The organism is Novosphingobium sp. BL-S-24 (genome assembly GCF_055521575.1).
Genome location: NZ_CM145488.1, coordinates 1,049,621 through 1,067,516 on the forward strand (window position 1 = coordinate 1,049,621; position 17,896 = coordinate 1,067,516).

Genomic DNA, 17,896 nt, shown 5'->3' on the forward strand with positions numbered 1-17,896 from the left:
CAGGCCTGCTCAGCACCGGAACCCTATCTGCCACCTTGCGTTGCGCCATGGACTATTCCGCCACGCTGACAAGGTGCCCGATATGACCACAAATTCCGCTTCCGCCCGTTATGTTGGCCTTGGCAAGGACGGCAAGGGATCGCTGTCCACCAAGTCAGGCGTTCTGTCCGATCAGCCGTATGGCTTTGGCACGCGTTTCGAAGGCCAGCCCGGCACCAACCCCGAAGAGCTGATCGCAGCCGCCCACGCGGCCTGCTTCACGATGGCGACCAGCTTTGCCCTCGCCAAGGCGGGCCACGGTGATGGCACCTTGGATACACAATGCAAGGTCACGCTCGACAAGGATGGTGACGGGTTTGCCGTCACCAAGTCCGAACTGAGCCTCACTGCTTCCATCCCCGGCATCACGCCCGAAGATTTCGACCGGATCGCCGATGAAGCCAAAGCGGGCTGCCCGATCTCCAAGCTTCTGAATTGCACGATTACGCTCGAAAAAACATTGGCCGAGTAAGCGCACACGGAACGGTCCTGGGCTTTGGCGCATTGAAAGCCTGGGACTGACGGAGCAATGCAATGCCTTTGAACAGAAACGTACTGGTACTCTCCGTTATAGGGGCGACTGGGCTTGGCACTCTTGCAGCGGCGACCGTTCCCACCTCGATGATGTCCGGAGCAACCAGCAAACCCATGCTGCCGATGGGAGCGATGGATGATCGTACGTTCTACGTAGAACCGGCACCTCAGGACCTGACGCCTGACCATGCCTCGCTGCCCGACTGGTTGGCATCGACGGAGCCCGGGTTCCGGTCGGCATCCCTAACCTCCTCGGACCTTTATCCTGCCGGCTACTCCGATGATTATGCGGTAACGGACCAGCCGCTTTCAGAAGCCTTTGATAACGCGATGGGGCCTTCCACTTCACCGCTGGAGACCGCTGGCCCCGACTTGGCGCCGTCGATCGCGAAACAAGCCAGCGATGCCGAGCAGGTGGCCGAAGCGGTCAAACAGGCGGAATTGCGGTAGGGTCGAGTCAGGGGCGGGTCTTCGGCTGTCGCTCGGTCCATCCACAGCCATTACGAACCTGATCACCAGTGCGGAATGTCACCGCGAATGGATACCGGTTGTCAGACATGCTGTCGCTGCAGTCCGCAGGTGTAACTGCCAGAATCAGGTCTGAACCGTCCAGCTTGCCACTGAATGACACCCCGCCCCGGCCAGCAAAGCGGCTGACCTGAATCAATCGGTCGCCCTGATCATCGACTGTCGTGAGCGTCAATTTCGTGCCGGACACGTTGCCAAACCAAAATGGCTCCGTTCCTACGAGATGGATAGTTTCATCGGCCCGGATCCCATTCCATGCCGAACGATCGTTGACATCCCCAGGGAGCTGGTCCTTCGCGCCGTGACACGCGGCGAGCGACAGGAATGTGCAAGTAAGAAAAGCGGTGGGGATGAAACGACGCATCGCCGGACGGTACGGCATCACAACGGATCCGCAAATTCTTCTGCAGCGGTCGATCGAAATAACCCTAAAATCTCACCGCACCGCAGCATTGTATCTGCCAGCGGCAACACCGACATCTGTTTACTATTCAACATTATATTTATGATCAGTGCTTATGTCACGGTTGCGTTAAGTGCAACTGGAGTTCCCTCGTTTGAAATTGCGCTGCACAGCAGCATCGTATTTGTTGCGACGCAATATAACGCGATTATCGAGACGATGTTCCCCTCACTTTTGTCAAACGAGGACTTTCCTATGTTTAAGGCCCTTTTTGCTGCCGCTGTGTCGTTCGTTGCCGTCCCCACCGTAGCTCAGGCTGACGAAGCTCGCGCGTTCTCCCATGAAGGTGTCAACTACACCTACAGCACCGAACAGAGGGGCGACGTTACCGTGATCCGCGGCGCCACGTCTGCCGGAGTTCCTTTCCGCCTTTACGTCAAGGGCGATCGCGTCACGGGCAACTACAACAGCCGCAGCGTCTCCTTCACGAAGGCCCAAGCCGCCAAGGTGATTGGCGCTCAGTAACAGCCGACACGATGCTGGCGTCCTAAGACGCAGGCTGCATCATGTGAAAGGCACCATTATTCAGATGGTGCCTTTTCCTTTATGCAAGCAGCCGGTTCAGGCTTGCAATTGCCCAGTCATTATCCAAGCCCCATATGACGGCAATGGACATAAATACCGCTTCCCCCTGCAGACCGCATCTTCCCAACCGCATCGAGGCCGCAATCTTTGATATGGACGGCACGCTTCTCGACACCGAGGCAGCGCAACATCGGGCCTTTATGGAAGCCGGCAAGCGCATCGGTACGCCAGTGCCCTCACACATCCTCGATGCGATGGTTGGCATCAATCAGGATGCAAACGAAAGGATGCTTGCTGCGGTTCTCGGTCCCACGTTCCCGATCACCGCATTCTACGAAGCGGCAGACCGTCTTTTCGAAGCAGCGGTTAACGCGGGGTTGCCCTTGCGGCCTGGCACTGAAAACATTCTCGACTATTTCGTAGAGCAGCGCATCCCGATCGCACTGGCCACTTCTACCGTAGGGGGCAAGGCCCAGGACCGTCTCGCGAGCGTCGGCCTCCTGGAGTATTTCGACGTCATCGTGACCCGTAGCGACGTTGCCGCACCAAAGCCCAACCCCGAGCCCTACCTTCTCGCAGCCAGACTTTTGGGTTTTGAACCCGGTGAGTGCCTCGCGATCGAGGATAGCTATGCAGGCGTCCGATCGGCGACGAGCGCCGGGATCCCCACGATCATGATCCCCGACCTGTTACCGGCGACACCGGAACAGGAACAGGTGGTCGTTGACGTCCTTCCCTCGTTGAGCGATCTCAGGGATTACCTCGAAGCCCGGATGGGATGCGACGAAGACAGGCTGATCCCGAACCTGCTCTGACCAATCCTGCGACGACCATCGCCCGCTTCACAATTTCTCGTCAGAAGCCGTCGCCCCCAGTACTCGGGTAAGCGACGGCATTTTTTAGCGTCCCAGCAGATTCCGCGCTTGGCTGGCGATTTGAGCCAGCATTGCCGGGGTGACAGTCACCGCATTTTCGGCACGATGCACGATCGCCCTAAATGCGGTTACCGCCGCCATCTGTTCCCGACCCCACTCCTCTGTCGCGGCAAGAGGATCTGCCTTGCCCGCCTTCGTTCGCGCCAGACCACGCAGGAAGTCCAGTCGCATTTGCTGAAAGTCGCGGGCCAGACCGGCGACCAGCAGACGCTCCCAGGGATCAGAGGGGCTCATCATCGCCGCGCTGGCCTGCGCCCAGTCCAGCCCCAGACCTGCGCCAACCCGGGTGAATGCCGTCACGAGTCGACGCGGCGCAATGTCTGTTTCGGCGGCAAGAGATGCTATGCCGACAGCGCCGTCGAGATCGAATAAGTTCCCCACGTCTTCCGCAACCTCGGCAGGGGCGCCCAGTTTCGTCAGCCTCTCACGTAGCTTGCGGGAATGCACCAGGGTGCGCTCACCCAGAAGTTCGGCAGTGCCCGTCGACAGGGCTTCAACTCCCTTTTCGAGACGAGCAGCAAGGTCGGACGGTCCGGTCCGGCCCGCTCCCGCCCGCAACAGGTCGGCCATGTGTCCGCGCACCGCGTTGGACACCATGTCGAACAATGCGACCCTTGCGGTCTCAGTCATCGGCGCCGTTTCCAGCCGCGTCCAAAGCGTATCCAGCCCGAACAGGCGATCGGCCAGTACGAAAGCGGCCGCGATCTGCGCCAGCGTCGCTCCTTCTTCCTCCGCCAGTTCGAACGGCATAACGATGCCAAGGCGATTGACCATGCGGTTCGCCAGCTTCGTGGCGATGATTTCACGCGCCAGTCTGTGGCCGGTGATGAAGCGGGCGTATTTCTGCTGCATCACCTCCGGAAAGGCATTGAGGAGAAGGTCGGACAGGCCGGGATCGTCAGGCAGGTCACTGTCTTCGATCGCGGCCTGAAGCACCAGCTTGCCGCTGGATAAGAGCACGGCCAGTTCCGGCCTCGTGAGGCCGCGATCGTCCTGGGCGCGGCGCAGCAGTGCTTCGTTGTCCCCCAAGCCCTCTGTACGACGATCCAGATGGCCGCCTTCCTCCAGCGTTTCGATCAGCCGAACGTGCGATGGGATCGCCTGAGCACCACCCCGTTCCGCAATGGACAACGCCAGCGCCTGCAACCGGTTGTCTTCCAGGACCAGTGCGGCCACCTCGTCCGTCATGGCGCGCAGAAGTTCCACGCGACCTTCCTCGGTCAACTTGCCCGCGCGCTTGGCAGCAGCAAGGGCGATCTTGATGTTCACCTCGTTGTCGGAGCAATCGACGCCTGCGGAATTGTCAATGAAATCAGCGTTTATCCGCCCGCCGCGAATTGCAAATTCGATGCGTCCTGCCTGGGTGACGCCAAGGTTGGCGCCTTCCCCGATCACTTTGGCGCGCACTTCATTTCCACTCACGCGCAAGGCGTCGTTGGTCGGATCCCCGACCTGGACATTGTTTTCGGCAGATGCCTTGATGTATGTCCCGATCCCGCCAAACCACAGTAGATCGACCGGGGCACAAAGGATAGCTGTGATCAGCGAATCGGGGTCAATTTCCCGCGCTTCAATGCCAAGCACCGCACGTACTTCATCACTTAAAGGTATCGACTTGAGCTTGCGGGAAAACACACCGCCGCCTTTGGAAATCAGGATACGGTCGTAGTCTTCCCAGCTGGACACCGGCAGATCGAACAGACGCTGGCGCTCCCCCCAGCTTCTTACAGCGTCCGGGTCCGGATCGAGGAAGATGTGCCGGTGGTCGAACGCAGCCACAAGCCTGAGTGATTTGGACAGCAGCATGCCGTTGCCGAACACGTCACCGGACATGTCCCCGCACCCCGCGACGCGCACGGCATCGTTCTGCACGTCCACACCCATTTCGAGGAAATGCCGCTGCACGGAAAGCCACGCGCCTTTCGCGGTGATGCCCATGGCCTTGTGATCGTACCCATTCGATCCGCCACTCGCAAAAGCATCGTCCAACCAGAAATCGTGCGCTTCAGCGATCGCATTGGCAACATCTGAGAATTTAGCGGTGCCCTTGTCGGCAGCCACGACGAAATACGGGTCTTCCCCATCGAGTATTTGGACGCCCGCTGGGTGAATGACCTTGTCACCGTCGATGTTGTCAGTGATGGACAGCAGGGTCTGGATGAAAATTTCGTAGGATGCCTGCCCTTCGGCCGCCCACGCCGTTCTGTCCCGTGCCGGATCGGGCAACTGCTTCGGATAAAATCCGCCTTTTGCTCCGGTAGGCACGATCACCGCGTTCTTCACACGCTGCGCTTTCATCAGACCGAGGACTTCAGTACGAAAGTCATCGCGTCTATCAGACCATCGCAACCCGCCCCGCGCTACCGTCCCGGCGCGAAGGTGGATGCCTTCAACTCGCTGCGAATAGACGAATATCTCACGCCAGGGGAGCGGCTTAGGCAGGCCCGGGACCAAGGCTGAATTGAACTTGAAAGCGAGCGCAGTCTCCCCGGCAGATGTGAACGCATTGGTCCGCAGCATAGCAAAGACAATGTCACGAAAGGCTCTGAGCAAGCGATCGTCATTGATTGCATTGACCTCAGCAAGTCCGGCGCGGATCGCTTCTTCCGCTTCCTGCCGTGCCAGCGTGCGATTGCCCACGAACTCCGGATCATGCATGCATCTGAACAGCGCGACTATCCCGCGTGTCACCTGCGGGGCTGCTTGCAGAGCATCCACTACAGTCGGAATTCCGAAGTTCATGCCTGCCTGACGGAGATAGCGATACCAGGCACGGAGCCAGTTCGTCTCAACGCTTGAAAGACCCAAGCCTGGCACCAGGCGATTGAATGCATCATTCTCGCCACCGCCATTGAGTACACCCCTGAGAGCGTCTTCGATGGAGGGAGCAAGCTCGAGCAATTCATGTACCGGGCGGCCGCCAGCAGGTTCAAGATAGAAATCGTGGATCGTGCCGAGCCGACCTTTATCCAGACCTGTAGGCATTTCAGCCAAAACCCGGAAACCGAAGTTTTCAAGCGCAGGAACGGCATCCGAAAGCGGCAGCGCGCCTTCCGACTGGTAAATCTTCAATCGCAATACGTCTACGGGATCGTCGTCTCTAGAGAGGAATCGAACGTCGCGATGCACTTGCGGGCGATCGCTCTCGGAGGCTTCGCCAACAGCGATGCGACGAAGATACGCGATGTCCAGGGCCGCTTCGGCTGCGCCGTAATCGGTGCGATAGCTCAGCGGGAATGCTTCGGCATACCGCCCAGCTACGGCGGCCGCGCGACCTGCTTCGAGAGTTGCGCCCAAGGCAACTTCTACTGCCTCCGGCCAGCCGCGCAGCATCACTTGAAGATCGTGATCGAGCGCTGCCTCCGAAAGCTCGTGATTTCCTTCGCGGACGTCCAGCGTGTAGCGAAGCATGGCGAGGTTGCCAGCTTCGACCTGAAGGCTCCAATCCAGCGTGGTGGCTTGGGCTGCTGTTTCCACCATTGTCTGGATGCGCCGCTGGACTTGGGTCGACAGCATGTCACGGGGCAGCCAAACGAACGCGAACAGGTGGCGCATCAACGGCGAACGGGTGATGATCAACCGTGGGCGTGGCCGGTCCACCAACCCCGTCATCGTCATCGCCAGCCGTTCAATGTCGTCCTCGCCAAGGCCTAGCAACAGATCATGAGGAAGGCTGGTCAGCGCATGGGCAAGCGCCTTGCCTGTGTGGCCAGTCGGATCGAGATCCAGCCGGGCGGAAAAGTCGGCCAGATGTCCGCGGAGACGCGGGACGTTTTTGGGCGATGTGGCGAGCGCGGCGCTTGTCCACATGCCAGCATGGACCGACAACGCGGTAATCTTATCACCATCGATCACCGGAACGAGGAAGAGGTCCATAGGAACGCGGCGGTGCACGGTGGACGTTTGATTGCCTTTGATCGCCATGGGGGCCTGAATCCCGCCCCTCGCCAACCAGTCATCGAAAGCAGCGAAAGCCCGCTCGTAGGAAATGTCGGACAGGACATCTTCTTCGCTTACGCGACAGATACCGAACCGATCCGATCGATTTCCATCGCGAGAACGAGTGACGTGCCCGATCTGGGTCAGCATCCCGTTAGCAAACCAGCGCAAGAGCTCAGTTCCCTCTGGATCAAGATTGGCAGCATCAATGCGCGTGGCATCAGCCAGCATCGTTTCCACCATCTGCGGCCAATCGGTTACGGCTGCGCGTACATCTTCAAGCGTTTTTTCGAGTGAGCGCTGGAGATCGCGCCGTTGTCGCGCATCGATGCGAGCAGTTTCGATGTAGATGACCGACTCCCGTCCCGTAGCATCCTGCGCATCCTCTGGCAGAGCCAGCAGCTTGCCGTTTTTATCGCGGTGAACACGCATAACCGGGTGGACCAAGCGGTCGATGACGACACCTGCGGCAGCTATTGCCGCAGCGACGGAGTCGACGAGAAACGGCATGTCGTCATTGACGATGGCGATGCGCAAAAGGCGGCGCTCTCCACGAACAGAGTCGATCGCTATCGATGGTTCGCCGATTGTGCGTTCAGCGGTAACCGAAAAGACGAACTGCGCCGCGTCATCGATCCAATCTCTATCATCGCCAGGACTATCAACCGGCAGAAGAGCGCTGGACAAATGTTCCGAAAGTTCGCCCAGCAAATGTGGGGCCGCTTTGGCACTCCTGTTTAGCGAAAACCCAAACTTGCCGGTTGCGGTCTTGTCGACTGCGCTCATCACGTTCTCCGCTAGATATCTTGATTTGATCCCGCTTCTAGGTCGGGATTGAAATTGAGTTTGTATGCGCCGCTGAGTCCGTTTTGACCCGTTGGTGTGCAGTGATACAGTTCCGGTAATCACTGTTGAAGACCGATCTGGCCGCTTCCACCGAGAGCAACGATGTAACACCATTTCCGATGCGCGCAATATTAGTTCAAACGCGCTAACGCTTGAACTGGTGCTTTTCAAGCGGTCGGAAGAGGCTTTACGGTTATCGAGAGATCTTCCAGCGCCCGGGCGGCTAACAGCAGCGCTCCGGTTGGCCCAGCATCGTCACCCAGTGTCGGAGCGACGATCATCGTCTCCAGGGCCGCCGGAGTGCAATCGCGCAGATAGCCGTTAAGAAACGACGGCACGTGGTGGATTGCCTTACGCAACAAGTGTGGCTGCTTGTTGGCTACTCCCCCGCCCACTACAATTCTTTGGGGCGAGACAGTGAGGAGCAGCATCGCAAAAAGCTCAGCCAGATCGCGGGCGATCAGATCCCAAACCGGGTTCGTAGGGTCTACCCGGGATGGATGCGTGCCAAAGCGCGACGCGAGCGCTGGGCCGGCAACTAGCCCTTCGAGGCAATCGCCGTGGAAGGGGCATGCACCGGGAAATTCGTCACCCGGTGCACGGCGCAAACGTACATGACCGATCTCTGGGTGAAGTAGCCCGTGCGCCGGCTCCCCTCCGATGAGAACTCCTCCACCAATACCGGTACCGACGGTGAGATAAACCATGCTTTCGCATCCCTTCGCGGCACCGAAACGATGCTCCGCCAAGGCGGCGCCATTGACGTCGGTGTCCAGTTTTATGGGACACCCCAACGCCGCCGCGACTGGTCCGACGACCGCTGCACCGGCCCATCCCGGTTTTGGGGTATCGAGCATGAAGCCGTAGTCGGCCGCATCCCGCGACACTCTTATCGGCCCGAAGCTGGCGATGCCGACTGCATCTACCGGTTGATCGTCCCTCCACCCCTGTATTGTATCAATAGCGCGATCTAGGGTAGCGGTTGGTTCCGTCGTTGGAAATTCAACCCGATCGTCAATGCGACCAGGCTGGCCGAGCACCACGATGGTTTTGGTCCCACCCAGTTCGATCCCTGCAAGCTTATGCATTGGCCCTACCCATCGTCCAGCGTCGCACGCGCTCCATCAAGACGCAATTGCAGGAATGGCGCGAAGGTTCCTCCGAAGTGCGCACGACCCTTCGGCTTTTCTTGTCGTGAGGCATCATCGATTCCCCAGTAATCAACGAAACTTGCCACCGAAAGGTCGGGCAGGACCCACCAACTGTAGGCTTGAAATGGCTCGCTCTCCGGATTGGCGAATACCAAACCGTGCTTGTTCAAAAATCGCCATGGCCCCTCAATTCGATCCGCAATAGCGCCATATAGACCAGTCGGCGCGCTGACCGCCGGCGCAAACACTCGCGATTGGGTCGACCAGAATAAGTAGAGCTTCCCACCGTGCAGAACCATGTGCGGACGCTCCAGTTCATTGTTAAGGCCCGAAGCATCTACAAGCGGCGGCACTCGGTGAAAGACACCGTCCGGGTTACGCACAGCACATCCTATGACACCATTGAAACGATGACGTGTGCGGGCCGATGATGCGGTCAGCAACAAGTAATCGCGCCCGTCCTCGGCGCACCATGTAAACGGGTCGCGGAAAGCTTTGATTTCGCCCGGTTCACCCGCCCCATCGTGGTTGCTCATGTATAGGATATCCAGCGGAACAAACAGTTCTACCGGATCCGACCATTGCTCGAAGGGGGCATCGGTACAATGCCCATCTGACATGCGTGTGGTCGATGAAAACAGCCGCTGCTTGTATGTTGGCTCTTCCTCCCCTCGCTCCCCTGCCGCAGTGAAGAACAGTGTTACGTGAAGGCCGTCGTCGCATCGGGCCGAACCTGACCACTCGCGACTTCCCGGCGTGAACCCGTCCGGAAACGTCACCCCCAAATGATGAAAGCGATCATCGATGCGATGGAAATGGTGAATGCGTGCGTGGTTGTGGCGCTGCTCAGGATCATCGAATGCCGGCGCAGCGAGCGCAAACCATAGTTCACCCCCACGCCATTTGACTGGGGACCCCGTCCTGTCCGCCAGCGGCCATGAGTCCCACACGTCAAGTTCGGAGCTTATGCGCGGCACCTGCGCTCGTTTCAACACTGGCGCAGTCGCGTACCCCGTCTGCTCAAGCAACCTCAGCCGATCGGCTGTCCAGACAAGCGGTAAAAAAGGAGGGATTTGCGGCAGATTCGTCATGGTCGTTCACTTACAAACGATTGTACGCCGAGCAACAATTTTAAGACGTGGCCATATGCCCGCTGTGAACATATCGTTGAAAGAACGCCGCAGTTGACCGCCGATCGTGAGTGATCATCCTCACCATTCCGATGAGAACGAAATGTCGAAAGAGCCGCCGCCGATATTGTCACTGGGCCGCATTATTGAGATGAATATAGGGTTCTTTGGCCTTCAGTTCAGCTTCGGCCTTCAGCAAGCTAATATGGGGCCGATCTATGGTTATCTAGGCGCTAACGAGGCGATTATGCCATTATTGTGGCTGGCCGGCCCGGTCGCGGGCTTGATAGTACAGCCATTTATAGGCGCGATGAGCGACCGAACACTTTCTCGGTATGGACGTCGCACACCTTATTTCCTTGTTGGCGCGGTAATTTGTTCCACAGCCCTTTTCGCGATGCCTTATTCGTCCACCTTGTGGATGGCTGCGAGTTTACTTTGGCTACTGGATGCGGGCAACAACATCACGATGGAGCCTTACCGGGCGTATGTGGCAGATCGTCTGCGACGGGATCAACAGGCAGCCGGTTTCCTAACCCAAAGCGCTTTTACCGGTCTGGCGCAGACGTTGTCCTATATGGCGCCATCGCTCTTTTCCGGATTGATGGACAAGCATCTGTTATCGCAGGCTGGCATACCCGAGATCGTGAGGATGGCGTTCATCACCGGCGCTATCCTGTCCATTTCGACGATCGTATATTCCGTGGCCCGCGTTCCCGAGCTCCCCCTCTCTGACGTGGAACGACAGTCGATCATTGCGAGAACCCCTAAGGGCAACACGGACTGGAGGGAAATCAAGAGTGCAATCGTAGAAATGCCGCGGCCCATGCGGCAACTGGCAATCGCGATGCTATGCCAATGGTATGCAATGATGGTCTATTGGCAATACATTCCATTCGCGCTTTCTCGCTCTTTATATGGCACTTCTGATCCGGCTTCCGTGCAATTTAGCGATGCAGTTTTGACTGCCCAGCAGCTTGGTGCGGTGTATAATCTTGTCGCATTTTTATCCGCCTTTGCCCTCTTACCAATTGTCAGATGGCAGGGCGCTCGATCAGTACATGCGGTGTGCCTATTTGCTTCGGCGTTAGCCATGCTGCTCATTCCGTCAGCTCAGTCTTTCCCTCTTTTGGCGTTTCTAATGGTTGGCATCGGCCTTGGTTGGGCGGGAATGATGGGGAACACATACGTGATGCTGGCCGGCTCAATTCCTGAACATCGCAACGGCGTTTACTTGGGCATCTTCAATGTGTTCATTGTCATTCCGATGTTGATTGAAAATCTGACCCTGCCACTGCTTTACGGCCCCGTATTACGTGATGATCCGCGCAACGCGCTGATTCTGGCAGGTGTCATCATGCTCGCAGGTGCGATTTCGACACTTTTTGTCGATGCAGGACGACACCCCGCCGAAACCCTGCGGACAATTGATTAACGTACTTTCGACAACGCACTCCGAATGTTAAGCCCCGCCGCATGGCGACTACGACTAGCAACACAAGCGGCAAGACCATGCATTCGGATACGTCCGAACCGGTGGGTGAGGTACGAACGTTGGCCGACCTAGCGCGCCTAGCCGGCGTTTCAGCCGGGACGGTATCCCGTGCCCTAGCGGGCAAATCCCTCGTCAATGTCGAGACCAGGGAGAGAATTCAGGCGCTTGCCCGACACTATGCCTTTCGACCGAACCAGATGGCGAGCAAGCTGCGATCGAAGCGAACTGGCGTCATAGGCGTCGTGATACCACTCGGTCATGAAAAGCGTCAGAGTATATCTGATCCGTTCTTTCTTACGCTCCTCGGCCACCTTGCGGATCAACTAACCGATAGCGGCTATGATCTGATGCTTTCCCGCGCCTTGCCCGACGGCACGTCTGACTGGCTCGAACGAATGACCGGATCGGGGATGGTCGATGGCGTACTCGTGATCGGTCAGTCGGATCAGTCCGACGTGATAGACCACGTCGCAGCCCATTATCGACCGATGGTGGTCTGGGGCAATTATCGCGAGGGTCAGGTCCATTGTGTCGTGGGCACCGATAACCTGGACGGCGGACGACGCAGTGCCGAACATCTAATCGCCAAGGGCGCGCGGAACATTGCCTTTTTGGGCGATACTACGGGCATCGAGATTGCCATGCGTCACAGCGGAGCAGCGGAAGCAGCAAAAGCGGCGGGACTGCCGCTTGCTCAGATACCCATCAATCTGGCGAGCGCAGAAATGGGCCCCCAGATCAAGGCAGCCTTGGCACGACCGGACGTAAGCTACGACGGCCTCGTTTGCGCATCGGACATCATAGCGATGTCAACCCTGCGTACGTTGTTTGAAGCCGGCCGCTCGGTGCCAGATGATACGCAAATCATCGGGTTTGATGATCTCCCGCTCGCTGCGCAAACGATGCCGCCGCTTACCACGGTCCGTCAGGACATTTCCGAGGGCGCGCGGATCATGGTGGAAAAACTGAAAGCTCGCATAGATGGAGATGACACACCTAGCTTGGCGATGCCGCCACGCCTGATTGTTCGCAGTACGACGCGCAGTTGAACTCCCCCCACTGCGGATATTATCGTTCGCCGTGGGTAGCATTGGTGGTGAAGATTAGAATCTGGTAACATGAACTTTGTTTCCCATATCTGGTCTTTGGGGAGTTTATGTGATGTCATTCCGCTCATGGCCTTTGATCACCACCGCGTCTGCCTTGGCATTGATCGCGGTCGGCGTTGCCACCTGGCCCGAGAAGCCAGCAAACGCGGCCTCCTTCCCGGCACCTCCAGCCGAGCAAACCGCATCGAGCGGTGATCAGGTTGCGGTGTTGGCGGGTGGGTGCTTCTGGGGAATCGAGGGCGTGTTTGAACACGTCAAAGGCGTAAAATCGGTTACGGCGGGATACGCGGGCGGATCAAGGAAGGATGCGACCTATAAAGCGGTCTCCTCAGAAAACACCGGTCATGCGGAAGCCGTTCGGATCGTTTTTGATCCGGCGAAGATAAGTTACGGGAATTTGCTCAAGATCTTCTTTTCTGTGGCCCACGACCCAACTCAGCTAAACCGGCAGTTTCCCGACGTCGGCCCCAGCTACCGTTCGGCCGTCTTTCCGCAGAATGCTGCTCAACGCGATATTGCTGTGGCCTATATTGCTGCTCTGGACAAAGCCCGTACGTTTCCAAAAGTGGTCGCTACGAAGGTTGAAACAGGCGCTTTCTATCCAGCAGAGAGCTATCATCAGGATTACTTGCGCCGCAATCCGAACGATAGTTACATTCGCCGGTATGACTCGCCCAAACTGGATGCGTTACGCAAGACCTACCCCGCGCTCTACCGCAGTTGAAGTCTCTAGCGGGTCAGAGCGCCAGCCCGGCAGCCCGTGCACTGGCCCACGCCCATTGAAAGTTATATCCACCCAGCCAGCCGGTCACGTCCACCGCCTCTCCGATCGCATAGAGGCCAGGCGTCCTGCGCGCTTCCATCGTCTTGGACGATAGCGCGGCGGTATCGATGCCGCCTGCGGTAACTTCCGCCTTGGCATAGCCCTCCGATCCGTCAGGGATGAACGGCCAGCGCGCCAGGCGTTCCTCTGCGGCAGTCAACGCCTTGTCGGACAGGTTGCCGATCTCTCCCGTCAGCCCCAGCCTTTCGCACAGCGCGTCGGCCAGCCGATCGGGCAGGCCGTCACCCATTGCCTTGCGGAACGACAGTCGGGGGCGTTCGCGCTTGAGAACCTTGAGCCATCCATGCTCACGATCCGGTACGAATTGCGCCGTGACCGTGTCGCCGCGCTGCCAGTAGCTTGAGATCTGCAGAATCGACGGCCCGGACAGGCCGCGATGGGTGAATAATGCTGCTTCCCTGAACGCTGGTCTCTTGTTCGCCGCCGCTCCGCATCGTGCGACGATTTCGGTGGAGACGCCGGAAAGCTCGCGGAACAGCGCTTCGTCCGCAGGCAGCGTCAGTGGTACTAGCGCGGGACGCGGCTGGACGACTTTCAGACCGAACTGGCGCGCCAGGTCATAGGCGAAACCGGTTGCGCCCATTTTCGGAATGGACGGTCCGCCGGTGGCGATAACCAGCGCGGGCGCTTTGGCGCGGTGGGGGCCGTAGTTGATGAAGTACATGCTGTCGGCGTGATCGACCGAAGAGATGGCATCGCCGCAGCGCAGAGTTATGTCGCCTTTTGAACACTCGTCTAGCAGCATGGCGACGATTTGTTTCGCGGAACTATCGCAGAACAGTTGGCCCAGCGTTTTTTCGTGCCACGCGATGCCGTAGCTGTCGACCAGAGCCACGAAGTCCGCAGGCGTGTAGCGGCTTAGCGCCGATTTGGCGAAGTGCGGATTGCTGGCGATGTAGCGGTCGGGTGCGGTGTGCAGGTTGGTGAAGTTGCACCGCCCCCCGCCGGAAATGAGGATCTTGCGACCCGGCTCGGGCGCGTGATCCAGAAGCAGTACCCGCCTGCCGCGCTGTCCCGCGGTGGCCGCACAGAACAGCCCTGCCGCACCCGCGCCTAGGATGATGGCGTCGTAATTCTCGATTGCTTGAGATGTCATGCCGGGGCGAGTTCCAGAGCCAGCGCCTCCGCCACGCGGATGCCGTCAACAGCGGCGGAGAGGATGCCCCCCGCGTAGCCCGCGCCCTCTCCCGCAGGATAGAGGCCGCGTGTGTTGAGGCTCTGGTAATCGCGCCCGCGCGTGATCCGGATCGGCGAGGATGTGCGCGTTTCCACCCCGGTCATCACCACGTCCGGGTGATCATAGCCGGGCACCTGCCGACCGAACACCGGAAGCGCTTCCCGGATCGCGTCGGTAACGAAGTCCGGCAGGCACTGGTTCAGGTGCGTGAGATGCACCCCAGGCTGATAACTGGGCGTCACCGCGCCAAATTCGCTGGAAGCCCGATCGGCGAGAAAATCGCCCAGCTTCTGCCCCGGCGCCTGGTAGTTCGAACCGCCGGCGACGAAGGCCATTTCCTCGAGCTGGCGCTGCAGCGCGATGCCTGCGAGCGGATGCCCGGGATAGTCGCGCTCGGGCGTCACATCGACGACCAGCCCCGAATTCGCATTGAATTCCGCTCGCGAGTACTGGCTCATGCCGTTGGTGACGACGCGCCCTTCCTCGCTGGCGGCGGCGACCACCCGGCCGCCCGGACACATGCAGAAGGAATAGACGGTTCGCCCGTTGCTCGCCTTGTGAGAGATCGAATAGGCCGCCGCCCCCAGGATGGGGTTGCCCGCACAGGGGCCGAAGCGAGCCTTGTCGATCCAGCTTTGCGGATGTTCGATGCGCACGCCGATGGCAAAGGGCTTGGCTTCCACATAGACACCGCGTTCGTAGAGGTTTTCAAAGGTGTCGCGCGCCGAATGGCCGACGGCCATGATGACATGGCTGGCTTCCAGGGTCTCGCCGGTCGACAGCGCCAGCCCCGTGAGCTTTCGATTTCCCGCGCCATCGTCTTCGATGATGAAGTCATCGACCCGCGTCCCGAACCGGTATTCGCCGCCCAGCGCCTCGATCGTTTCGCGCATCGACATCACCATCGTCACGAGGCGGAACGTGCCGATATGCGGATGCGCTTCGGTGAGGATATCGTCGGGTGCGCCTGCCTTCACGAACTCGGTCAGCACCTTGCGGCCGAGATGCCGCGAATCCTTGATACGGCTGTAGAGCTTGCCATCGGAGAACGTGCCCGCCCCGCCCTCACCGAACTGGACATTGCTTTCCGGGTTCAGTTCGGACCGGCGCCACAGGCCCCAGGTATCGCGTGTGCGTTCACGCACTGCCTTGCCCCGCTCGACGATGATCGGACGGAAGCCCATCTGCGCGAGCACCAGCGCCGCCAGTAGCCCGCACGGACCTGCCCCGATCACGACCGGGCGCGGCCCGGCGTAGTTTTCCGGCGCGCGGGTGACGAATTTGTAAGTCGTGTCCGGCGTCAGGCGCACATGCGGATCGTCGGCGAAGCGGCCCAGCACGTCTGCCTCGTCTGCCACCATCACGTCCAGCGCATAGACCAGCTTGATCGCATTCTTGCGGCGCGCGTCGTTGCCACGGCGCACCACCGTCACCCGCTGCAGCGCGGATGCCGGTATATTCAGCCGTTCGCACACGGCGGCGTCGAGGTCGGCGGGGGCGTGATCAAGCGGCAGGGCAAGGTCGGTAAGGCGAAGCATTCGCGGCCCTTTATACGCTCCGGCCCGGCAATGCCATCATGGCCTTGAAACTGGCGCTATGGCCCGCGGGGCGATGGTCTCAACGCGCGCCGGCCAGCGCCTTTTGCCGCCGGCGCTGGACCGAGCTGCCAAGGCCGATCGCCTCGCGGTATTTCGCGACCGTTCGCCGGGCCAGTTCAAAGCCCTTCCCCTTGAGCAGATCGACCAGCGCGTCGTCCGACAGGATGGCCTTGGGGTCTTCCGCGTCGATCAGTTGGCGGATCGCTGCCTTCACGGCTTCCGCGGATGCGCCGCCGTCACCTTCCGAGGACCCCACGCCCGAGCTGAAGAAGTACTTCAATTCGTAGGTCCCGCGCGCGCAATGCAGGAATTTGTTCGACGTCACCCGGCTCACCGTCGATTCGTGCATGCCGATGGCTTCGGCGACGGTACGCAGCGTCAACGGCTTGAGGTGCGAGACGCCGCCGCGAAAGAAGCCGTCCTGTTGCTTCACCAGTTCGGACGCGACCTTCAGGATCGTCTTCTGCCGCTGATCCAGTGCCTTTATCAGCCAGTTGGCATCGGCCAGTTTGTCTGACAGCCACGCCCGCGATGCCTTGTCATCGCAATCCGTTTTCAGCTCCACATAGTAGCTGCGGTTCACGATCAGGCGCGGCAGCGTGGCCTGATTGAGCGCGATGTCCCACCCGGCGGGCTTGCCATCGCTTGCCGGTCGAGCGGTGACGAGAACGTCGGGCGTCACTGCACCGCCGGGTTCACCGCCGAAACGCAGGCCCGGCTTGGGATCATAGCCACGCAACTCGCGCAGCATGTCGGCAAAATCCTCGTCATCGACGCCGCACATGCGTTTCAGGCGGGGCAGTTCGCCGCGAGCCAGAAGGTCGAGATTGTCGATGAACCTCGCCATCACTGGATCGTAGCGATCGGCCTCGCGCGCTTGCAGCGCGATGCATTCGGACAGCGTTCGCGCGCCCACGCCGGTCGGGTCCAGCATCTGCACGACGGCTAGGCCCTGCTCGGCTTCCGCGATGTCGATGCCAAGGTCGGCAGCGATCTCGCCCAGCGGGATCGGCAGGTATCCCGCCTCGTCCAGCTGGCCGATGATGTACCGCGCGATGCCGCCGGCGAACGGATCGCGGGCGACCGCGCCGACTTGCGCTTCCAGATGCTCGACCAGTGTGCCGTCATGCGCGGCGCGCTCGTCCAGCGAAGGGCCTTCCTCGCCAGACGCCATGCGAACATCGGCGCCCCAGGCGGCATCCTCCAGCCGTACTCCGTCGCCGGTGTCACGGTCACGGTCGAGCGTGCTGGCATCGATGTCGAGCGGGCGATCGTCAGCGGCCCGGCCCTCGCCGATCAGCTGATCGACCGATGAGCCCTCCAGCGAAGTGCGACGCTCATCCGGCAGCGGATCGGAGGGCACCTCGATCGCGTCGGCGGGCGCAGCGGCTCCCACATCCAACAGCGGATTGGCGTCCAGCGCTTCGCCGATGAAGGTTTCGATTTCCAGATTGGACAGCGCCAGCAGCTTGATCGCCTGCTGCAGCTGCGGCGTCATCACCAGCGACTGGCTTTGCCTGATGTCCAGGCGTGGCCCCAATGCCATCGTCAGCCGCCCTGCGCGCGCAAGTCCTTGAGCGGAC

General features: G+C 59.8%; 14 protein-coding genes. 7 read left to right on the top strand and 7 right to left on the bottom strand.

The annotated features are described in order from the left end of the window. The first annotated feature begins 82 nt into the window (after nucleotides 1-82). A complete protein-coding gene (locus ACZ1JM_RS10295; protein ID WP_465134713.1) occupies nucleotides 83-511 on the top strand; it encodes an OsmC family protein in 429 nt (142 codons plus the stop codon). Between the two features lie 62 nt (nucleotides 512-573). Beyond that, nucleotides 574-1,023: a hypothetical protein gene (locus tag ACZ1JM_RS10300; protein WP_465134714.1), complete on the top strand. Its 450-nt coding sequence runs from the start codon at nucleotides 574-576 to the stop codon at nucleotides 1,021-1,023. 7 nt (nucleotides 1,024-1,030) lie between these two features. Here the strand turns inward: ACZ1JM_RS10300 and ACZ1JM_RS10305 are convergent, their stop codons facing one another. Continuing rightward, nucleotides 1,031-1,276 carry a hypothetical protein gene (locus ACZ1JM_RS10305; protein ID WP_465134715.1) on the bottom strand — a complete coding sequence of 82 codons (246 nt, stop codon included), beginning with the start codon at nucleotides 1,274-1,276 and terminating at the stop codon, nucleotides 1,031-1,033. A 48-nt stretch (nucleotides 1,277-1,324) separates the two neighbouring features. On the opposite strand from ACZ1JM_RS10305, the gene ACZ1JM_RS10310 reads away from it, so the two are divergent. Together ACZ1JM_RS10310 and ACZ1JM_RS10315 are read left to right on the top strand one after the other, a co-directional pair. Further along, the gene (locus ACZ1JM_RS10310) at nucleotides 1,325-2,029 is read left to right on the top strand and encodes a hypothetical protein (RefSeq protein ID WP_465134716.1); all 705 of its coding nucleotides are present in this window, start codon (nucleotides 1,325-1,327) and stop codon (nucleotides 2,027-2,029) included. 212 nt (nucleotides 2,030-2,241) lie between these two features. Further along, nucleotides 2,242-2,904 (top strand): HAD family hydrolase, encoded by a 663-nt coding sequence (locus ACZ1JM_RS10315; RefSeq protein WP_465134717.1) that lies wholly within the window; start codon nucleotides 2,242-2,244, stop codon nucleotides 2,902-2,904. 84 nt (nucleotides 2,905-2,988) lie between these two features. Here the strand turns inward: ACZ1JM_RS10315 and ACZ1JM_RS10320 are convergent, their stop codons facing one another. From ACZ1JM_RS10320 to ACZ1JM_RS10330, 3 genes are all read right to left on the bottom strand, one after another. Continuing rightward, entirely contained in the window at nucleotides 2,989-7,749 is a 4,761-nt protein-coding gene (locus ACZ1JM_RS10320) for an NAD-glutamate dehydrogenase domain-containing protein (protein ID WP_465134718.1), read from the bottom strand. Nucleotides 7,750-7,976: 227 nt separating this feature from the next. Continuing rightward, nucleotides 7,977-8,897 (bottom strand): ROK family protein, encoded by a 921-nt coding sequence (locus ACZ1JM_RS10325; RefSeq protein WP_465134719.1) that lies wholly within the window; start codon nucleotides 8,895-8,897, stop codon nucleotides 7,977-7,979. A 5-nt stretch (nucleotides 8,898-8,902) separates the two neighbouring features. Further along, nucleotides 8,903-10,051 (bottom strand): glycoside hydrolase family 68 protein, encoded by a 1,149-nt coding sequence (locus ACZ1JM_RS10330; protein ID WP_465134720.1) that lies wholly within the window; start codon nucleotides 10,049-10,051, stop codon nucleotides 8,903-8,905. A 142-nt stretch (nucleotides 10,052-10,193) separates the two neighbouring features. Between ACZ1JM_RS10330 and ACZ1JM_RS10335 the strand changes: the two genes are divergently transcribed. The 3 genes from ACZ1JM_RS10335 (at nucleotide 10,194) to msrA (ending at nucleotide 13,418) form a co-directional block, all read left to right on the top strand. Then, entirely contained in the window at nucleotides 10,194-11,525 is a 1,332-nt protein-coding gene (locus ACZ1JM_RS10335) for an MFS transporter (RefSeq protein WP_465135038.1), read from the top strand. A 41-nt stretch (nucleotides 11,526-11,566) separates the two neighbouring features. Next, entirely contained in the window at nucleotides 11,567-12,634 is a 1,068-nt protein-coding gene (locus tag ACZ1JM_RS10340) for a LacI family DNA-binding transcriptional regulator (protein WP_465134721.1), read from the top strand. Nucleotides 12,635-12,746: 112 nt separating this feature from the next. Further along, nucleotides 12,747-13,418: a peptide-methionine (S)-S-oxide reductase MsrA gene (gene msrA, locus ACZ1JM_RS10345; protein ID WP_465134722.1), complete on the top strand. Its 672-nt coding sequence runs from the start codon at nucleotides 12,747-12,749 to the stop codon at nucleotides 13,416-13,418. Nucleotides 13,419-13,431: 13 nt separating this feature from the next. Here msrA and ACZ1JM_RS10350 read toward each other — a convergent pair whose 3' ends face one another. The 3 genes from ACZ1JM_RS10350 to rpoN all read right to left on the bottom strand — a co-directional run bounded on the left by ACZ1JM_RS10350 (nucleotide 13,432) and on the right by rpoN (nucleotide 17,859). Beyond that, nucleotides 13,432-14,634: a BaiN/RdsA family NAD(P)/FAD-dependent oxidoreductase gene (locus tag ACZ1JM_RS10350; RefSeq protein WP_465134723.1), complete on the bottom strand. Its 1,203-nt coding sequence runs from the start codon at nucleotides 14,632-14,634 to the stop codon at nucleotides 13,432-13,434. After that, nucleotides 14,631-16,253: an NAD(P)/FAD-dependent oxidoreductase gene (locus tag ACZ1JM_RS10355; protein WP_465134724.1), complete on the bottom strand. Its 1,623-nt coding sequence runs from the start codon at nucleotides 16,251-16,253 to the stop codon at nucleotides 14,631-14,633. The genes ACZ1JM_RS10350 and ACZ1JM_RS10355 overlap by 4 nt, the downstream gene beginning before the upstream one ends. Nucleotides 16,254-16,332: 79 nt before the next feature. Next, nucleotides 16,333-17,859: an RNA polymerase factor sigma-54 gene (rpoN, locus tag ACZ1JM_RS10360; protein ID WP_465134725.1), complete on the bottom strand. Its 1,527-nt coding sequence runs from the start codon at nucleotides 17,857-17,859 to the stop codon at nucleotides 16,333-16,335. Nucleotides 17,860-17,896: the final 37 nt, after the last annotated feature.